Here is a 15314-nt window from a genome sequence, read left to right as displayed (position 1 = left end):
GAAATATATATTATTAATATGCTGATTATTAATTGTTTAATTCTTTCATGCAAGCAACATAAGATGGGCAATAAAATAGAAGCTGATGCAGTCATCGAACAAAAAATTGATTCGTTGCTATCCTTAATGACCCTGGAAGAAAAGATTGGTCAAATGACACAAGTCAGGCATTTTGACGACATTTCAGAAGGCGATATTGCTGCCAAGTTCATTGGGTCCGTCATCCATACACAAGGCCCACTTCCGGGGGAAAGCGCCCTGGACTGGCAGGAGAAATTCAGCGCGTTGCAAAAGCAGGCACTATCCACGCGTCTGGGCATTCCTTTACTCTTTGGAGTAGATGCCGTTCATGGTCAGAATACCTACGAGGGTGCCACCCTATTTCCTCATAACATCGGGTTAGGCGCCTCCCGGAATGCCGACCTGGTGGCAAAAGTAGCTGCTATAACTGCCATCGAAGCCCAAGCCACAGGTTTTAACTGGGTGTTTTCTCCGTGCATAGCTATCCCCTATAATGAAAAGTGGGGGCGCGTATACGAAGCCTTTTCGGAAAGTACAGAGTTAACCACACAGCTGGCAAGGGCATCCATTAAAGGGCACCAGGGTAATCTACTGGAAAACCATACGGTAATGGCCACAGCAAAGCATTTCATTGGTGATGGGGCCACCGATTTTGGAGTAGAAGGTGGAAATACGTCTTTGAGCATGGCCCATGTTCACAAGCGTTTGCTCCCACCTTACAGGGCCGCTGTAGAAGAAGGTGTGGGTGCCATCATGGCTTCTTTTAACACCCTGGAAGGCACATCCATGCATGCGCACCGGCCACTTATCACGGATACCCTGAAAGGGGCCATGCAGTTTGACGGTATCATGGTGTCAGATTGGAAAGGTTATTCAAGGTTTGGAGAAGCCGATATCATCAATGCGGGCATAGACATGGTCATGGCCGTGGACGGAGATCTCGAAGATTACCAGGAAGGTTTAAAAAAAGCAGTAACAGAGGGTGTGGTTGCTCCAGGCAGGATCGATGATGCCGTCAGTCGCATTCTACGGCAAAAGTTCAGGTTAGGGCTTTTTGACAATCCATTCCCGGACCAGGGGTTAGTGGCAAAAATAGGAAGCCCTGAACACCGGGAGGTGGCCCGGCAAGCTGTTCGTGAGTCCCTGGTATTGCTTAAAAACGAAGCAAATATACTCCCTCTAAGTAAAGATCTATCTAAGATTTTGGTGGTGGGTGAGTTTGGCCATAATTCAGGATTACAATCCGGAGGGTGGACCATTGACTGGCAGGGACGCAAGGAAAATTATACCGGAGCAACCACTGTTCTTGAAGGCATTCAAAAACTTTCGAAAGGAGAAGTGATCTACGATAAAGACGGTACAGGAGACTACGAAGATGCTGACGTAGCCATTGTAGTGGTAGGAGAAACACCCTATGCCGAATTTTTCGGAGACATTGGAGGCGAAATGGATGCCTACCAACACACTCTGACGGAAACCCACCAGAAGTATATTGATACCTATGTAACCAGAGGCATCAAGGTAGTAGTGGTGTTGATTTCAGGCAGGCCTTTAGTTACAACGCGGCAGATCGAGCAGTCCAATGCATTTGTAGCTGCCTGGCTACCGGGCTCTGAAGGCGACGGCATTGCACAGGTGCTGTTTGGCGAGGATGATTTTAAAGGAAAGCTCCCCCACTCATGGCCGGCATCTGAACAAGATTATGCAGGAAAGTATGGCCCCAATTTCTGGGACAAGTCCATTACCCCCCTATTTCCATTTGGGTATGGGTTAAGCTATCAATAAGATAAAAGATCAATAATGAATAGGAACAACCAAGAAACAATCATGCAACAAACTTCACGATCATGACATGGACATCAAAAATATTGCTGACAGGAATAATGGTAGCAATAGGCCTTTCCTGTGGCCAACAACAAAAGAATGAAGTACAAAAACGAACGAACAACAACAACAACGTGACAGCAAAAGATATTTTAGGCAACCCGGACTTTCCGGCCATTTCATATGGCGGATACAGGCAGAACTCACGAGATATTCAACCCACAGTTGACGAACTGAAAGAAGACATGAAGATCTTGTCTGCCATAGGCATTAAAATATTGCGGACCTATAACGTGCAGCTACCGCATGCTTCCAATGTGCTAAAAGCCATACAAGAGCTAAAAAAGGAGGATGCCAATTTTGAAATGTACGTGATGCTCGGGGCGTGGATCGACTGTAAAAATGCCTGGACAGGCGAAACGCCGGACCATGAAGTGGAAAGCGAACAAAATGAAGGGGAGATAGCAAGAGCGGTGGCCCTGGCCAATCAATATCCGGATATCGTAAAGATCATTGCAGTGGGTAACGAGGCCATGGTAAAGTGGGCCGCAAGTTACTATGTGCAGCCCGGGGTTATCTTGAAATGGGTGGACCATCTTCAATCCCTGAAACAATCCGGAAAGCTGCCCAAGGACCTCTGGATTACCAGTTCTGATGATTTTGCTTCATGGGGAGGTGCGGATTCCACCTACCATACCAAAGACCTCGAGAAACTGATCAAAGCTGTGGATTATATTTCCATGCATACCTACCCTTACCACAATTCACACTACAACCCGGAGTTCTGGTGGGTGCCCGAAGAAGAAAAGCAACTCCCGGTGATTGAAAAAGTGGATGCAGCTATGGTCCGGGCCAAAGACTTTGCACGGTCCCAGTATATGGCAGTCTCCGCATACGTAGAAAGCCTGGGGGTAAGCAAACCGATCCACATCGGTGAAACGGGATGGGCCACCGTTTCAGACGGGTTTTATGGCCCCGAAGGCTCAAAAGCCACTGACGAATACAAGCAGGGATTGTACTATCAGCATATGCGTGACTGGACCAATGCCTCCGGTATATCGTGCTTTTATTTCGAAGCATTTAACGAGCGATGGAAAGATGCCGGTAACCCAAACGGTTCGGAAAACTACTTCGGGCTTTTCACGATTGAGGGCCAGGCGAAATACCCCCTGTGGAAGTTGGTGGATGACGGTGTTTTTGAAGGGTTAACCCGGAATGGGAACACCATAAGTAAAACCTACAATGGAAACAAAGAAGCCTTATTGGCTGAAGTTCTGGAACCCCCGGCCGGAAATGAACCATTGACCAACCATTAAACTAAAACACTAATTAACAGGATGTAGAAAAATGGAAAAACGCACGAAGTATACGCTCTTACTATCATTTGCCTTTATGTTCAATGCCTGTCATACACCTATGGAAAAGCTAACGGTAGAAGTTTATGAAACCTCTGCAATGGGAAATAAACTTCAAAAATTAACACAGTTTCCTATGGAAGGAGCAGCAGCAGCGATTCACCTGCTGCCCGATGAAACCTATCAAACGATCACCGGATTTGGAGGATCGTTTACTGAAGCATCCGCCTATTTACTGAACCAATTAAGCCCCGAAAATCGTGACAAAATACTGGAAGCCTATTTTGGAGAAAGCGGCGCAAACTACTCCCTGACACGCACCCACATGAACTCCTGTGATTTTTCTTTGAGCAACTATTCCTATGCTCCGGTGGAAGGAGATAAAGAGCTGGCACATTTCTCCATTGACGAAGACCGTGATGATCTTATCCCAATGATCAAAGCAGCGATGGCAAAGTCCAAAGACGGGTTTAAAATACTTACGTCCCCATGGACAGCACCCCCCTGGATGAAAGACAATAAAGATTGGCGCGGAGGCAAACTATTGCCCGAATATTATGATACGTGGGCCCTGTTCTTCTCTAAGTACCTTGATGCCTATCAGGCCGAAGGCATTGACATCTGGGGCTTCACCGTGGAAAACGAGCCGCTGGGAAATAACAACAACTGGGAGAGCATGCATTTCACTCCTCAAGAGATGACAGACTTTGTAAAGGACCACCTGGGTCCAAGGCTTGAAGCCGATGGACACAACGTCAAAATACTGGGGTATGATCAGAACCGTGGAGAAGAGTTAAAGGACTGGGTCAATGTGATGTTTCAGGATGATGCCTCTGCCCACTATTTTGATGGAACAGCTATTCACTGGTATGCCAGTACTTACGATTGGTTTCCTGAGTCCTTACAGTTCGCCCATAATGCTGCTCCTGATAAATACCTGATCCAATCCGAAGCCTGCGTGGATGCCGAAGTACCGAAATGGCAGGATGATGCCTGGTACTGGTCTAAAGAAGCCACGGACTGGGGATGGGATTGGGCCCCCGAACATGAAAAGCATCTGCACCCTAAATACGTGCCTGTGTATCGCTATGCGCGGGATATCATTGGCTGCCTGAACAACTGGGTGGATGGATGGATTGACTGGAACATGGTACTGGACCGGCAGGGTGGTCCGAATTGGTTCAAAAACTGGTGTGTGGCCCCCGTCATTGTAGATCATGAGGCAGATGAAGTGTATTTTACCCCCCTCTATTATACAATGGCCCATTTTAGCAAGTATATCAGACCCGGAGCTAAAAGGATCGGGCTTGAGCTATCGGACGAATCCCTTATGGCTACTGCTGTACAGAATACGGATGGCTCCATTATAGTGGTACTATTAAACCAGGGTACCGCGGCAAAGAACCTCACGCTTTCTCTCGATGAAAAAACCGCCGATCTCACCATTAGCGCCCAGGCTATCCAGACCGTGTTAATTGAAAAACCAACCCAAATGCAAAAATGAACATCAACTTAACTATACCGCAATGACATCGCATACAACGGCCGCAAAAGACAGAGTGCCTATTATACAGAAAGCCGCCTTTGGCGCCGGAAACTTAGTCAACAACTTACTTCCGGGATCATTGGCCATTTTCATGTTCTTTTTACTCACTGCCTTTGGCATGGATCCTTTTTTAGCAGGATTACTGGGAGGCCTTCCGCGCATCTTTGATGCACTTACGGACCCTATCATGGGGTTCATATCTGATAACACAAGTTCGAAATGGGGACGCAGAAGGCCTTATATCCTTGCAGGAGCCATTTTAAGCGGACTGTTTTTTGCGATTTTATGGCAACTTGATCCGGAAAACTCACAGGCTTACAACTTCTGGTACTTTCTTATATTCTCTATGGTCTTTTTAGTTGGGAACACCATGTTTTCCACTCCGCTGATCGGTTTAGGATATGAAATGACCTCCGATTACAATGAACGCACGCGTTTAATGGCTTTTTCGCAAATTGTAGGACAGATTGCCTGGATGATCGTTCCATGGTTTTGGGTACTTATCGCAGATCCGGAATTATTTGAAAGCCAGGCCGTGGGAGTTAGAAATCTGTCGGTAATTGTTGGTGCCATCTGTGTTGTATTCGGGGTATTGCCAGCTTTTTTCTGTAAAGGGATAGATTCAGCCCATATGGAAAACAGAAAAGAGATCAGCCTCAAAACATTATTCTCAAATTTGAAGGACCTTTTTAAGGGCATCGTTCAGGTGGCTAAAAACAAGCCTTTTATGAAACTCTGTGGCGCCACATTTTTGGTCTTTAACGGGTTTCAATTGGTAGCGTCTTTCAGTTTTTTTATCATCGTATTTTACATGTTCAATGGAGATTATGGGTTAGCCGGAAACTGGCCTGCCTGGTTTTCTACCATCATGGCCATGGCCACTGCATTCTTAATCATACCCATCGTTACATGGATGGCCAACAATTGGGGAAAGCGAAAAGCCTTTATTATTTCCACTGTAATTTCAATATTTGGTTATCTGTTGAAGTGGTGGGGGTTTAACCCTGAAAATCCATGGTTGATCTTTATGCCCATCCCATTGATCGTTTTCGGGATTGGCGGCCTGTTTACCCTTATGATGAGCATGACGGCTGATGTCTGTGACCTGGATGAATTGAACAATGGAATGCCCCGTAAAGAAGGCACTTTTGGCGCCATCTATTGGTGGATGGTAAAGCTGGGTCAGGCATTGGCCTTGGTACTGGGTGGCCTGGTATTGAAACTGGTGGGTTTTGATCAAAACGCTGCTACACAAACTGCAGAAACCATGACCAATTTACGTATCGCCGATATCGTTATCCCGGCGTTTACCGCGGCGTTGGCCATTTTAGTGATGTGGAATTATAATCTGAATGAAGAAAGGGCCCGTGAGATTAAAGCGGAATTGGTAAAACGAAGAGGTGAATTATAATACATCAATGCTCAAGTAAATAAAAAAATATGTCCTTAAGAACAGAAAAAGTTTTAGCGCTGGCCGGTCTCAATTACCAGGACAAAACGACCGCGGAATTAACTTACCTATTCAAAGAAACCTTGAAGGGCGGTATGCACGGCCTGTGCTTCAGCCCTTACGTAGAAGGCCAAAAGCCCGGAGATCAGATCACCGAAGACCAGATACGCCGAAGGATGCAAATCATCAAGCCTTACACGAAATGGATACGTTCCTTTTCCTGTACCGACGGTAATGAGAACATTCCAAAAATTGCCAAAGAGTATGGCATAAAAACACTGGTAGGTGCATGGTTGGGCGATGATGACACCATTAACCAGCGTGAGGTAGAAAACCTGATACAAATTACGAAAGAAGGCTATGTCGATATCGCCGCTGTGGGCAATGAAGTAATGTATCGTGGTGACTTAACGGAAGAAGAACTACTCCGCTTCATTCACCGGGTAAAAGAAGCCGTTCCCGGAACACCCGTAGGCTATGTAGATGCCTACTACGAATTTGCCGACCGGCCCGAAATTACCGAGGCCTGCGACATCATTCTGGCTAACTGTTACCCCTACTGGGAAGGCTGCCATGTGGACTACTCCCTGGTATATATGAAAGACATGTATCATAAAGCTGTCCGCGCAGGCAAAGGAAAAAAAGTCATCATCTCCGAAACTGGCTGGCCCAGCCAGGGCACCAGCCTGCAAGGCGCCCGGCCCTCGGGTGAAAATTTTATCAAATATTTTCTCAACACACAACAATGGTCCCGGGAAGAGGACATAGAGATCTTTTACTTTTCTTCCTTTGATGAGTCCTGGAAAGTGGGTGCAGAAGGTGATGTAGGCGCGTACTGGGGGCTGTGGGATAAGGATGAACGGATTAAGTTTTGAGGTTTGTGGTATGAGGCGGGCAGTCTTCCCATCGCCTGACGTGGGCTAAGTTAATTTACCTGTCACGATAAGGAGGTGGCTTAAGGTTGGACAGAACTCATTCAAATGAGTTACCAACATACATTTAAGCCGTCCGCCAAGCACTTCATTCCATTGTAAGTTTTAATTATACCCACAGACCGACATTGCGAGCCTTTTGGTGGCCCATGCGTGAGGAAAGGCGCGGCAATCTCCAAGTTCAAAAAGATGACCCTGGCTTTCCCGCTCCAAACCTACCTATTTGCACAACCGGTATGGCGATGACACCCTATTTAAGAGGAAGCAGCCCTCCCCCATGGGTAAACGTAGAACAGGACACTCCCGACACACGATAAGGAGATTGCTTCACGCTACCCACAAACCCACGCTCGGGGTTCGCAAAAACGACCGGTAGGTAGTTTATCTTCTTATTCCTATCAAACTGGCTTAAGACAAACTTAGTTATAACTACAGACCGACATTGCGAGCCTTTTGGTGGGCCATGCGTGGGGAAAGGCGCGGCAATCTCCCCGTTCAAAGAGATGGCCTGCCTTTCCTGCTCCAAACCTACCTATTTGCACAACCGGTATGGCGATGACACCCTAAGTAAGAGGAAGCAGCCCTCCCCCATGGGTAAACGTAGAACAGGACACTCCCGACACACGATAAGGAGATTGCTTCACGCTACCCACAAGCCCACGCTCGGGGTTCGCAAAAACGACCGGTAGGTAGTTTATCTTCTTATTCCTATCAAACTGGCTTAAGACAAACTTAGTTATAACTACAGACCGACATTGCGAGCCTTTGGGGGGCCATGCGTGGGGAAAGGCGCGGCAATCTCCCCGTTCAAAGAGATGGCCTGCCTTTCCTGCTCCAAACCTAACCATTTTGCGATGCCTACCTAAGTAAGAAGAAGCCCTCCCCCATGGGGAAACATAGAATAGAACACTCCCGACACACAATAGGGAGATGGCTTCACCCTACCCAGCAGCTTACGTTCTAATGTCTTATTGTTCATAAATAAATCTTTAAGGGTTAAAAATTTGATGGTCTTTTGAGGCCTCAAGCAGTGATGAAATGCATCAGCGATGTACTTCTGACATAGATGCCTGCCGTTTTACCGTTCTTTTCCGGTGGAGTGTCATTTTCTAATGACCTGCTGTGGTTTCCCGGTGGCCTGGAGTGATATTCAGGCGGCCCGGAGTGGTTTTTTGATGTGCTTTTGTCATTTCTTGGTGACCTGGAATGATTTTCTTATGGCCTGGAATGATTTTTTAATGACCCGGAACGATTTTCATGTGGCCTGGAATGATTTTTTAGTGACCTGGAACGATTTTCATGTGGCTTGGAACGATTTTTTAGTGACTGAAAATGATTCTGTACCGACCTTTAGTGATTCTGTACAGCGTTTTCGGGTATTGATCTTGCTGAAATACAGTTCCCACTCTTTTAAGTACTATTTTTTAGCGTTTTACGCCCGGCTGCCCGGCTACCTTTCCATGGCAATGGCTCAGGCAGAAAGAATGCGTGGAGGGGGCTAACGGGTGAAGGACTTTTCCGGGTGGTGGGCGTTTTTTATTTATTTACCCCGGACTATCGCTGTTGTGAAGGCAAGGTGTCAAGGATAGGTTTTCCCTCAATAGACATAAGCTAAGCCGCTGCATAAAACTACAAAAACAGGTACCGGCCACACCCTGCCAGGCGGTACCGTCTTGTACATCAGCACAGATCAAAAAGAGGTGAAAGCCACCCAAAACAGCAAGACCGTACACCTTATGGGCCGAATGCCCATAAAGAAGGCAAAAGGCCAGGGTTAATCAATGCTATCCAGGCCAAGCTGCTCAACGGCCTGGCGGATCATAGTGACGTAATGCAGGATCTGCTTTTTACCATGGATACCTCGGTGTGGGGGGAGTTATCAAATACATTATAATAACATTCCAGCAGGGTGTCCCGCAGCTGCCCGGTAAATTGTGTACTCGGGTCATTGCTTATACCCCCCATGGAGTATTTCTTAAACAGGTTTTCATAGGTGGCCTGGCCCAGCAGGTAGATGACCAGCGCCTTGCACTGCCCTTCGTTCAGCGCATTTAGATCATGAGGAGTCGGATGTGTTGACATAGTAGTTGGTATTTAAAGAAAGGGGCGGTCACTGTCAACACATCCATTTGAGAAAACAGATAAGTCACGGGACTTTCACCCGCATGCACGCCCCTATGGGTTAATATGATACTGTACTATTGAGTATATTTTCTCCGGGTTAGTTCGTACTAATTTAGATGTGTTGACAGGATCAATGTACAAAATAAGCCTGTATTTCACCACACCGTTAGACCATTTTTTTCAGGCCCAACACCTACTCCCTTCATCCTTAAGGCTTTTTAAATCCACGAAATATTGACCTATATTTAGTGCCAGGAAATAATCCATTATCTTACTCCCGTGAACGAAGCATTACAGAAATTACCCCTTACCAAGCAGGAAGAACTACAGAACATCACCAAGCTGCTCAGCAGCATGAAAAAAGTAGAAATGGTGATCCTGTTCGGCAGCTACGCCCGAGGCGAGTATGTGGAAGACACCTACGTAGAAAAAGGCATTCTCTACGAATACAAAAGCGACTATGACCTGCTGGTAGTTACCCTCCATGACGACCTGAAGTGCCACTTGAAAATAGAAACCAAAGTGAACGAGGTATTACGGGATACCGGCATCGTGAAAACACCCGTCAGCCTCATCTTCCACTCCGGCAAGCACCTGAACCAGTCCCTGATGCAGGGCAACTACTTCTTCAAGGACATTAAAAAGGAAGGTATTGTACTGTATGACACCGGCAAGGTACACCTGCAAAACCCTAAGAAGCTCACCGCGGAAGAAGCCCGGGAAAAAGCACAGGGGTATTTTGATCAGTGGTTTACTGGTGCGAATGAATTTTTAGAAGGATACAAATTTTACCTTTCCAGAAAGAGCTACCACCTAGCAGCCTTTCAACTCCACCAGGCCACCGAACGCTACTACACCACCATCCTACTGGTCTACACCGACTACCGTCCCAAAGAGCATGACCTGGAGCGGCTGGACCTGCGGGTGAAAAACTGTGACCCTCGCTTTGCGGTATTCCCCTACTCCACCGATGAGGAAAAACAGCTTTTTGAGTTGCTTCGAAAGGCCTATGTAGACGCTCGCTATAAGATGGATGAGTATAGTATTTCTAAAGTAGAGCTGGACTACCTGGCCGAGAAGGTGGAGCGGCTAAAAGGGCTTACGGAGAGGCTTTGTAAGGAGAAGATTGAGGGGATTGGGAGGGGGAAGGTTTGAGGGGGCATGAAGTAAAAATATGCGAATTAGAAATGCTGCATGTTCTATTTTAGAAGAAAATTAGACTGTTTAACTTTAAAGAGGAAACGTTTGTATGTCGTTTGTAAACATTTGTAAGTGTTTGAAAGTAGAATGGCGTATATACGGTTGTTACCTGCCATAACTGCGAATGGAAAAAGTCAGTAAGAAAACAGCACAATCAGGCAAGATTCAATATGGGAAGCCAATAGTTCTTCACGAATCTTCTAGAACAAGGCAAGTAATGGTCCCATTCTTTATTCCTCGAACGGAAGGAACGGAACTCGCAGTAAAGCTTGTGACCTACAAAAAGTCTCCACCGCCAATGGATTGGGCTGTTGTTGAAGAAAAGAGCATGAGTCTTAATGGCTCTGCATCCCAAGAGCTTCTAAAGGCGTTAAAAACTCACTTGATCACTGCCGGAGTAGACGAAGAAGGTGAATTTGTAATGATCAAATTGAATGGTGAGTCTTCAGATTTAACCAATGTTGATTCATCAACTCTTAGTAAAGCGATTGCCGGAATACTTTCACGTGAAGAAATTATCGAACATTTAGCGAGTCGTGATCTATCACAGGAACTTGTAATCGCATTCAAATCAGCAATCAGGCTTAGGGAAATGCAAAATGCATGTTCTGAACTTAGAAATTATTTAGAATCTGGAATAACAGATGAGAAAGTCTATCAGGATTGGTGCGACAACCATAACTGGGTCTTTGGAAATGCTTACCTGATTAAAGATGATGTCAGAGCGATAAGCGAAGGAGATAAGTTGGATCTTCTTTTACCAACGGTAATTTCTGGCTATCGTGATATAATTGAACTTAAAAAACCAGACGAAACTGTCTTGAATTGGGACTCCACGCACAATAATTTTTATTTCGCAAGTCCAGTTTCCAAAGCCATCGGTCAATGTCATAGATATCTGGATGTATTCCAGGAAGTTGCGATTAAAGGGTTAAGAGATCACCCTGAAATTGTTGCATATCATCCTAGAGCAATTATCGTGATTGGCAGATCAAACGAATGGGATTCCAATAATTTTCAAGCTTTACATGGGTTAAACGCTCGTTTAGCCAATATCACAATAATCACTTATGATCAACTTTTAGCGCAAGGAGAAAGACTAATTGAAATCTTGATCAAACATGATCAAACCGATGAAGCCAACGATGAAGAATTTGACCTTCCATTTTAACACATAGAAATGACTCTCTCAGTCGCTCGGGTTTCCGAGTGACGACTATCAATTAGGCCTCCGGCCGGTTTTAGTGATTAAGACTTCAAATGTCATCTTTCACCCCTAAACTGGTCCTCGTTTGTAACGAGGATCATTGAGCCATACAGAAACGTAAACGCCAGCATTTGAAATGCGGGTCTTCAGTGAAAAACATCAATGATCAGAAAAGTCAATCTTAATGGATAAGTTAGTAGTTTGAGCTTTCTAATTGAGGTGGTACCACCTAGCGCACCCGACACACGATATGGAGATTGCTTCACGCTACCCACAGGCCTACACGCAGGGTTCGCAAAGACGACCGGTAGGTAGTTTACCTTCTTAATCCATATCAAACTGGCTTAAGGCAGGTTTAATTATAACTACGGACCGACACTACGAGCCCTTTGATGGGCACAAGCTTTAGCAAACCGAAAAAACCTCCCACTTAGTCAGGTTATTTTCTGGTTCTTAATTAGTTAATTAAAATAAATCTCACTTATATTACCATCCTGAATCATATCCTAAACTGGTCCTCGTTTGTAACGAGGATCATTGAGCTATATAGAAACGTAAACGCCAGCATTTGAAATGCGGGTCTTCAGTGAAAAACATCAATGATCAGAAAAGTCAATCTCAATGGATAAGTTACTAGTTTGAGCTTTCGAGTTGAGGTGGTATAACGTGCGTTACAAACGCACTATACGGGCATCCTCGTTACAAACGAGGACGAGGTGGGGTCATGCGCGCTGATTTAGGAATAGGATTTGTAATCCGGCTGCGCCACCTTGGTAGATTCGTATTTACCGCTTTTTTCAATCCATTCTTTAGCCTCAACGGCCCTCAAAAAATATCGAACGGAATTCAGCGATGGATTAGGCTGTATGTTATGTCTTTTGGAGGATTTTTTAACTTTAAGGAGAAACCGTTGGTATGTCGTTTGTAAACATTGGTAAGTGTTTGAAAGTGGAATGGCGTATATACGGTTGTTATCAGCAATAGAAATAAACAATTGCCATGGAAATAAGGGGGTCTGAAAAGAAAATTTGCAGGAATAGGGTAACTATACCGAATCCACTATTACATCAAGTTCTTACTTATATCGTTGTACTGATTTTTTGCTGTGTAACTATAGTATCTTGTATTTGGGTTGTTATACTAGTAAAAACAGAAGGGGTTTTATCTATTGGTGGCATTCCTGTTATTATATTTTTTGCGGGGTATAGTTCTTACATAGGCTTATTAATATTAAGGTATAGGACTGCAAGGGTTGCCTACGATGATAATTGCTTTACAGTTACCCAAGGAGGAAATAGCACTAGTTATATTTGGTCAGAAATAATGAAAACCAAATATCATGGTATGTTTCAGGTTTTGAAACTACTTAATGCCAAGGGTAAAACTATTTATACTATTCATGGCATAACTAGGGATAACAAAAAGTTCATTCAAAAGATTGGCAAAACCGCTGGGTTTACCATTGATGTATTTTGAACCTTAAAAGAATAATGCTGATAATCGAGTAGCCTGACCTGAGCGTCGAGCACTTCATTCCATCAGGAATTTTAATTATATCTACGGATCGGCATTGCGAGCCTTTGGTGGGCAAGGCGTGAGGAAAGGCGCGGCAATCTCCCCGTTCAAGGAGATAACCAGGGCTTTCCTGCTCCAAATCTACCTATTTGCATAATCGATATGGCGATGACGCCCTAAGAAAGAAGAAGGAGCACTCCCCCATGGGTAAACATAAAATAGAACACTCCCGACACACGATAAGGAGATTGCTTCACGCTACCCGCTAGCCTACGCGCAGGGTTCGCAAGGACGACCGGTAGGTAGTTTATCTGTTATCCATATCAGACTGGCTTAAAACAGGCTTAATTATAACTACAGACCGATACTGCGAGCCCTTTGATGGGCACAAGCTTTAGCAAACCCCCATCTGGCGCGCATATAGCGATAGCGCCATGCGTGCTGATTTAGGAACAGGATTTTTAATCCGGGCTGCATAAGCAACTCACTAGTAGTAAAACGATGGATCAACGAATGGATTATCTTCATAATAATCCTATGGTGGAAGAGTATGTCTATTCACCGGAGCAATGGGTGTATAGCAGTGCAGCGTTTTACATTTTAAATGAGAAGAATCGAGGGGCATTGGAAATGCTGGAATAAGGTAGGGTGAGGCGATTGCGAAGGGGAAGGTGTAAAAAGGTGGTTGGTGAGGTGTTCTTAAAATCCTAGTTAAAATGGATTTGCCAAAAGTATCCGCATTAGAAATGCTACGTACTCGACTTTATAAGAAAATGGGAACGCATTACACTTTGCTAAATGCGCTCCAGAAGGGATTTGTAATCCGGGTGCGCCACCTTGGTAGATCCGTATTTACCCCTTCTCTCAACCCATTCTTTGGCCTCAACGACCCTCAAAAAAGATCGAACCGTAATTTAGCAATAGATTAGGCTGTATGTTATGTCTTTTGGAGGATTGTTTAACTTTAAGGAGAAAACGTTTGTATGTCGTTTGTAAACATTTATAAGTGTTTGAAAGTGGAATGGCGTATTTACGATTGTTATAGATCATCAAACGAAAAATGATAAAGAAGATTATTAAATTTTTTGGAATAGTAATTCTTGTTTATGTTCTTCTTTGTCTAATCACTCCATTTAATAAAACTCTCAGAAATAGATCAATTAAGAATCAAATCAACTACTTATCAAATATTCTCGACAAAGGGTATGATGATAAGCTACAAACACGATTTCCTGAAGGCAAACTGTTCAGTAATTGTCTCTTAGCTCTATCAACAATCGAATACTTTAATAAAAACCCCCAATCAGACCAGAAGTATGCAAACATAGTGGACCACTGTATCAAAAGAATTCAATCAGAAAGGGCTTTAGGTATGTTTAACCCTAATCTTGAACCCAAATACGGTATGTTTTATCAAGGATGGTCAAACCTTGTATACTCAAAATATGCAAAAAGTGATCTAATCAAATTCTCAACCATTTCAGAGCTTGTGAAAAATAAGTCCAATGAAATTGAGTCAAACTTTAATCAAATTCAATCTGACAGTCTAAGAATAATTAATACCTATGTAGAATCCAATTGGCCTGCCGATAATTTGATTGGAATATCATCAATTGAGAATGATAATTTACGAAACCGATGGATAGAATTAATATTAAGCACATCTAAACATCAAAGTGGCCTAATTCATCATGCAGGAAGCCAAAAAAATACAATAAGAGGCTCGTCTACAGCGATGATAACTTATTGTCTCAATAAAAGCGGATATTCTGATATCGAAAAATATAATAACAAATTTGAAGATATCTTTATTGACAACTATTTAGGTGTTCAACTTGTAAAGGAAAATGAAGACGGCACGAATAAAATGGATGTCGATTCTGGACCGGTATTATTTGGCTACGGAGCATCAGCAACAATTATGAACATTAAAACACAAGCAAGTTTAGGAAAATCAAATGCTAAAACTACTTGGGCCGCAATGAACCTAATCTCGCTACCAATTAATCTATTTAGAAAGAAGTACCTAATACTTAAGAAAGAGCCAATGCTTGATTTGTTCATGCTATGGTCAAGTACCGAATTATGAAAGAAAGACGATCTATAGCACATGATCATGATGTCCCAAACTGGCTTAAGA

Annotated in this window: 12 protein-coding genes; 11 read left to right on the top strand and 1 reads right to left on the bottom strand. The window is 44.1% G+C overall.

The window, feature by feature from the left end; all coding sequences use genetic code 11:
- The first annotated feature begins 63 nt into the window (after positions 1 to 63).
- The 6 genes from FNH22_RS18770 (at position 64) to FNH22_RS18745 (ending at position 8630) form a co-directional block, all read left to right on the top strand.
- Positions 64 to 1806, top strand: coding sequence for a glycoside hydrolase family 3 N-terminal domain-containing protein (locus tag FNH22_RS18770; RefSeq protein WP_143400067.1), 1743 nt, complete (start codon positions 64 to 66; stop codon positions 1804 to 1806).
- Between the two features lie 62 nt (positions 1807 to 1868).
- Positions 1869 to 3161 carry a glycosyl hydrolase family 17 gene (locus tag FNH22_RS18765; RefSeq protein ID WP_255518097.1) on the top strand — a complete coding sequence of 431 codons (1293 nt, stop codon included), beginning with the start codon at positions 1869 to 1871 and terminating at the stop codon, positions 3159 to 3161.
- Between the two features lie 31 nt (positions 3162 to 3192).
- Positions 3193 to 4704, top strand: coding sequence for a glycoside hydrolase family 30 beta sandwich domain-containing protein (locus FNH22_RS18760; protein ID WP_221420305.1), 1512 nt, complete (start codon positions 3193 to 3195; stop codon positions 4702 to 4704).
- 22 nt (positions 4705 to 4726) lie between these two features.
- Positions 4727 to 6157, top strand: coding sequence for an MFS transporter (locus FNH22_RS18755; RefSeq protein ID WP_143399967.1), 1431 nt, complete (start codon positions 4727 to 4729; stop codon positions 6155 to 6157).
- Positions 6158 to 6186: 29 nt separating this feature from the next.
- Entirely contained in the window at positions 6187 to 7071 is an 885-nt protein-coding gene (locus FNH22_RS18750; protein ID WP_143399966.1) for a glycosyl hydrolase family 17 protein, read from the top strand.
- A 1151-nt stretch (positions 7072 to 8222) separates the two neighbouring features.
- On the top strand, positions 8223 to 8630 hold the full coding sequence (locus tag FNH22_RS18745) for a hypothetical protein (RefSeq protein WP_143399965.1): 408 nt from the start codon (positions 8223 to 8225) through the stop codon (positions 8628 to 8630).
- 316 nt (positions 8631 to 8946) lie between these two features.
- Here the strand turns inward: FNH22_RS18745 and FNH22_RS18740 are convergent, their stop codons facing one another.
- Positions 8947 to 9210: a hypothetical protein gene (locus FNH22_RS18740; RefSeq protein WP_143399964.1), complete on the bottom strand. Its 264-nt coding sequence runs from the start codon at positions 9208 to 9210 to the stop codon at positions 8947 to 8949.
- A 321-nt stretch (positions 9211 to 9531) separates the two neighbouring features.
- Here FNH22_RS18740 and FNH22_RS18735 point away from each other — a divergent pair, with 321 nt between their 5' ends.
- From FNH22_RS18735 to FNH22_RS18720, 5 genes are all read left to right on the top strand, one after another.
- Positions 9532 to 10407, top strand: a complete 876-nt coding sequence (locus FNH22_RS18735; RefSeq protein WP_143399963.1) for a HEPN domain-containing protein — start codon at positions 9532 to 9534, stop codon at positions 10405 to 10407.
- 169 nt (positions 10408 to 10576) lie between these two features.
- Positions 10577 to 11623 (top strand): Shedu anti-phage system protein SduA domain-containing protein, encoded by a 1047-nt coding sequence (locus FNH22_RS18730; protein ID WP_143399962.1) that lies wholly within the window; start codon positions 10577 to 10579, stop codon positions 11621 to 11623.
- 1035 nt (positions 11624 to 12658) lie between these two features.
- Positions 12659 to 13135 carry a hypothetical protein gene (locus FNH22_RS18725; protein ID WP_143399961.1) on the top strand — a complete coding sequence of 159 codons (477 nt, stop codon included), beginning with the start codon at positions 12659 to 12661 and terminating at the stop codon, positions 13133 to 13135.
- Between the two features lie 540 nt (positions 13136 to 13675).
- The gene (locus tag FNH22_RS32080) at positions 13676 to 13816 is read left to right on the top strand and encodes a hypothetical protein (RefSeq protein ID WP_185154297.1); all 141 of its coding nucleotides are present in this window, start codon (positions 13676 to 13678) and stop codon (positions 13814 to 13816) included.
- Positions 13817 to 14234: 418 nt separating this feature from the next.
- Entirely contained in the window at positions 14235 to 15263 is a 1029-nt protein-coding gene (locus FNH22_RS18720; protein WP_143399960.1) for a hypothetical protein, read from the top strand.
- Positions 15264 to 15314 lie beyond the last annotated feature (51 nt).

It is taken from the genome of Fulvivirga sp. M361 (assembly GCF_007097395.1).
In the GTDB taxonomy this organism is placed as follows: Bacteria; Bacteroidota; Bacteroidia; order Cytophagales; family Cyclobacteriaceae; genus Fulvivirga.
This window is presented reverse-complemented; position numbering and strand designations above follow the sequence as displayed.

Bases quoted from the DNA above. Each gene is read 5' to 3' on its own strand.
- FNH22_RS18765 (WP_255518097.1), top strand. From the start codon at position 1,869: ATGACATGGACATCAAAAATATTGCTGACAGGAATAATGGTAGCAATA.
- FNH22_RS18725 (WP_143399961.1), top strand. From the start codon at position 12,659: ATGGAAATAAGGGGGTCTGAAAAGAAAATTTGCAGGAATAGGGTAACT.
- FNH22_RS18720 (WP_143399960.1), top strand. From the start codon at position 14,235: ATGATAAAGAAGATTATTAAATTTTTTGGAATAGTAATTCTTGTTTAT.
- FNH22_RS18750 (WP_143399966.1), top strand. From the start codon at position 6,187: ATGTCCTTAAGAACAGAAAAAGTTTTAGCGCTGGCCGGTCTCAATTAC.
- FNH22_RS18730 (WP_143399962.1), top strand. From the start codon at position 10,577: ATGGAAAAAGTCAGTAAGAAAACAGCACAATCAGGCAAGATTCAATAT.
- FNH22_RS18755 (WP_143399967.1), top strand. From the start codon at position 4,727: ATGACATCGCATACAACGGCCGCAAAAGACAGAGTGCCTATTATACAG.
- FNH22_RS18770 (WP_143400067.1), top strand. From the start codon at position 64: ATGGGCAATAAAATAGAAGCTGATGCAGTCATCGAACAAAAAATTGAT.
- FNH22_RS32080 (WP_185154297.1), top strand. From the start codon at position 13,676: ATGGATCAACGAATGGATTATCTTCATAATAATCCTATGGTGGAAGAG.
- FNH22_RS18740 (WP_143399964.1), bottom strand. From the start codon at position 9,210: ATGTCAACACATCCGACTCCTCATGATCTAAATGCGCTGAACGAAGGG.
- FNH22_RS18760 (WP_221420305.1), top strand. From the start codon at position 3,193: ATGGAAAAACGCACGAAGTATACGCTCTTACTATCATTTGCCTTTATG.